Origin of the sequence: Marinobacter sp. UBA2498 (assembly GCF_002341575.1) — a bacterium.
GTDB lineage: Bacteria > Pseudomonadota > Gammaproteobacteria > Pseudomonadales > Oleiphilaceae > Marinobacter > Marinobacter manganoxydans.
In genome coordinates this window covers 1-3,674 of sequence record NZ_DDOI01000158.1, presented here as the reverse complement: position 1 = coordinate 3,674, position 3,674 = coordinate 1, and the positions used below count along the sequence as shown (strand labels likewise).

The following is a 3,674-nucleotide window of genomic DNA, read 5'->3' as shown; positions in this document are numbered from 1 at the left end:
GTCACTGACTACTACGTTACCGACACTTACGGGGAATTCCTTCAGCATAAGGTCACAGGCCGATTGCCCGACGTGTCGCTAATCTTCCCTAACATCGAGCTGCGCCTCGATGTGGCATCGAAAACGGGCTTCGTGAACGTCCATTTGTTGGTCAGCCCTGAAGACCCTGAACACCTCTCAGAGACAAAGCGAATCCTGAAGCGCCTTCAATTCTATGCTTTTGGCGACCGCTTCGACTGCACGCGGGAGGAACTGATAAAGCTGGGCAAACGTTCAGACACTACCATCATTGACGACGGGGCTGCGCTTCGACAAGGCGCCACACAGTTCAAAGTCAACTTCGATCAATTGCGTAAAGTTATCGCCGAAAGTGAATGGGCGAAAAAGAACATTTTAATCGCCGTTGCTGGTGGTTCTAGTGACGGCACTTCCGGAGTTCGTCAGGCCGCGGATTCTACGGTGCGCCAGGAGATAGAGAAATTCGCCCACATCATTTTCTCCAGCAGCCCCGCACAGCGTGAATTCTGGATCGGCCAACGGAACGTCAGTGTTGAAGAACTGCGCTCGCGCTATGAGGGGTGCAAGCCGTGTCTCCATGGCAGCGATTCCCACGACCAGAAGTCCGTCGGGAAGCCAGTCGACAATCGCTTCTCGTGGATCAAGGGTGCACTAACATTCGACGCCCTACGACAGGCCTGCATCGATCCGGAAGGCCGGGCCTATGTTGGCGAGAAACCGCCAAGCTCGGCTATGCCGTCGCAGGTCATCTCGCATGTACACTTTGAGGATGCAGATTGGGCGGTAACGCCCGATATTCCGCTCAATCCCGGCCTAGTCGCCATCATTGGCGCGCGGGGATCTGGCAAGACGGCACTGGCCGATGTGATCGCCGCCGGTTGCGATGCAATAACTCCAGCTGGCTGGGAGGCTGACGAGAACGTCAGCCCATCGTTCCTCACACGCGCACGCAAACTCATCGGGGACGCCTCCGCGACACTGACTTGGGGCGGCGGCGCAACGGAGACGCGTGCGCTTGATGGCCGTGACGCGAACGGCCATATGTCGTTCCCTCGTGCGAGATATCTTTCTCAGCAATTCGTCGAGGAGCTGTGTTCGGCCAAGGGTGTCTCCGATGGTCTCGTCGATGAGATCGAGCGCGTTATCTTCGATTCCCACTCGCAGGACGACCGCGAGTGGGCGCTTGACTTCACCGAGCTCCGCGAGCAACGGACCGCTCGCTTCCAGCAAGCCCGTGAGCGTGAGGCGGAGGCGATCGCCGATATCTCCGACAGAATTGCTACCGAGCTCGAGAAAGAGAGCCTCGTTGCCAGCCTGAGCAAGCAGGTTGAGCAAAAGAAGAAGCTGATCGCCGGCTATACGGCTGACCAGGCTAAGCTAGTGGTTAAGGGCACCGAAGCTCAGGTCGCAAGGCACACCCAGCTCAGCGGGGCGGCGCAGAAGCTAAGGACCAAGATACAAGCCTATAACAATCAGCGCCGAACCTTCGTCGCTCTGCAAGACGAGGTTCGTAGCATGCGAGCCACCGGCGCGCCTGAAATGCTCCGACAGATCCAGGCGCGACATAACAACAGTGGCCTAGACGCCAATCAGTGGGACGAGTTCCTGCTGATTTATAAGGGCGACGTCGACAAGAGCCTCACGGCCTACACCGCATGGGCGGACGCCGAGGTTGGCAAGCTCAACGGTGTTCCTCCACCGCCCGGCGATCCCAATGTTGCTCTGATTGCTGATGACACAGATCTCGCGATGCTTCCGCTTGCGCCGATCGTAGCAGAGATGGCACGACTCGAGGCGCTATTCGGCGCGGACAAGCTTATTCGTGAGCAATACGCGACGCTTACGAAGCGGATTGCGCAGGAGAATTCGGCGCTTCAGACTATGGAAGCACGGCTCACTGACGCCAAGGGCGCGGCAGCGCGACGGAAGGGCCTGCAGACTGAACGTGACGACACCTATGGCCGCGTGTTCGAAGCTATCATAAGCGAGCAAAACGCGCTGGCTGCCCTATATGCACCGCTCATGGAGCGTCTATCCTCATCATCGGGCACACTCAAGAAGCTGAGTTTTTCAGTCCGCAGGATTGCCGATGTTCAGACCTGGGGCGCGTTTGCCGAAGAGGAACTCCTCGACCGTCGTAAGGCGGGCCCTTTTTACGGGCGCGGCTCGTTGATTGCGGCCGCGACGGACGCGCTCAAACCTGCGTGGGAAACCGGTTCTGCCGCTGAAGTTCAGGCTGCTATGACGGCCTTTATGGGAAAATACCTAAGAGATCTCTTATCGCACGCGCCATTTTCCCCAACCCAGCAAACTGAATTCCGCGCGTGGTCGAAGCGATTCGCACACTGGCTTTTTGGAACCGAACACATTGCCATTCGCTACGAGATTTCCTACGACGGCGTGGATATCCGTAAGTTGTCGCCAGGCACCCGAGGGATCGTCCTGTTGCTGCTCTACCTCGCGCTAGACGATTCCGACGACCGACCGTTGATTATTGACCAGCCAGAGGAAAACCTCGATCCAAAGTCGGTCTTCGACGAGCTGGTGGCGCTTTTCATCGCGGCGAAAGCGAAACGCCAGGTGATCATGGTGACACATAACGCCAATCTCGTGATCAACACCGACGCGGATCAGATAATCGTCGCCGAAGCTGGTCCGCATCTTTCAGGTGGTTTGCCGCCGATTAGCTATGTAGCGGGGGGGCTAGAGGATGCTGCGATCCGCAAGGTGGTTTGTGAAATCCTTGAGGGTGGCGAAGCTGCATTTCGCGAACGATCGAGGCGGCTTCGCGTCCGTCTCGATCGATAGGTTGGACTGTGATTGCAAGCCCGTCCGCGACAAATACAGCGTCGCGGTGGTCCATGGGGGCATGCTGGACCAGTCAGCTTACGTTGGCCGCCTGATATTTGGGTGCACAGCGACCGTTTTTTTACTGTTCCACAGCTCATAACCGGCGCGTGAACCGGGCGCTAGACAAAGAACAAGGTAATTATGAGGGAAGGCGACTTAGGCAACCCGGGTTCTACCCCGTTTCCACGGACGGTTTTAAAACGGCGAACAGTTTTCTGTCCTGAGCAGCAACTCTACGTCGCATCCTAGGATTATGGAACCGCTCAATGTAATCGAAGACATCAGCTCGTGCTTCATTTTGGGTTCGGTAGCGCCGGTGGTGAATTCGCTCACGCTTGAGCATGCCGAAGAACCCCTCGCAAGCCGCATTATCACCACAATGACCGACCGCGCTCATGCTGCTCACCAGTCGGTTGCTGCCGAGATAGCGCTGGTAATCACCGCTGGTGAATTGACTGCCTCGATCTGAATGCAATATCACCGGAACTTTCCCCTGGCGCTGCCAAACGGCCATCTCAACCGCTCTGATTACCATATGCCGATCCTGTCGGTGATGCATCGACCAGCCAACGATCAGCTTGCTGAACAGGTCGAGAACCACGCAGAGAAAGAGCTTTCCTTCCTGCGTCGGGATCTCTGTTATATCCGTCACCCATTTGGTGTCTGGCTCCAGAGCGGAGAAATCCCGTTCCAGATGATTCCGGATTCCCGGTGGTCGATAAGATTGACGTCCCAAGCGTCCGCGCTTCTTGCGTGGCCACCCCTGAATGCCGTGTTTGGCCATCAATCGCGCGACGCGGTTCAGG

2 protein-coding genes are annotated in these 3,674 nt (G+C 57.1%); one reads left to right on the top strand and one right to left on the bottom strand.

Annotated elements, in window-relative coordinates:
* Positions 1 to 2,826: TrlF family AAA-like ATPase (locus tag B2W52_RS21955; protein ID WP_286804089.1), on the top strand; the 2,826-nt coding region annotated here is incomplete at its 5' end.
* A gap of 214 nt (positions 2,827 to 3,040) precedes the next feature.
* On the opposite strand, the gene B2W52_RS21950 is transcribed toward B2W52_RS21955, so the two are convergent.
* Positions 3,041 to 3,674 (bottom strand): IS3 family transposase (locus B2W52_RS21950; RefSeq protein WP_286804088.1); only part of this gene is annotated, 634 nt, incomplete at its 5' end.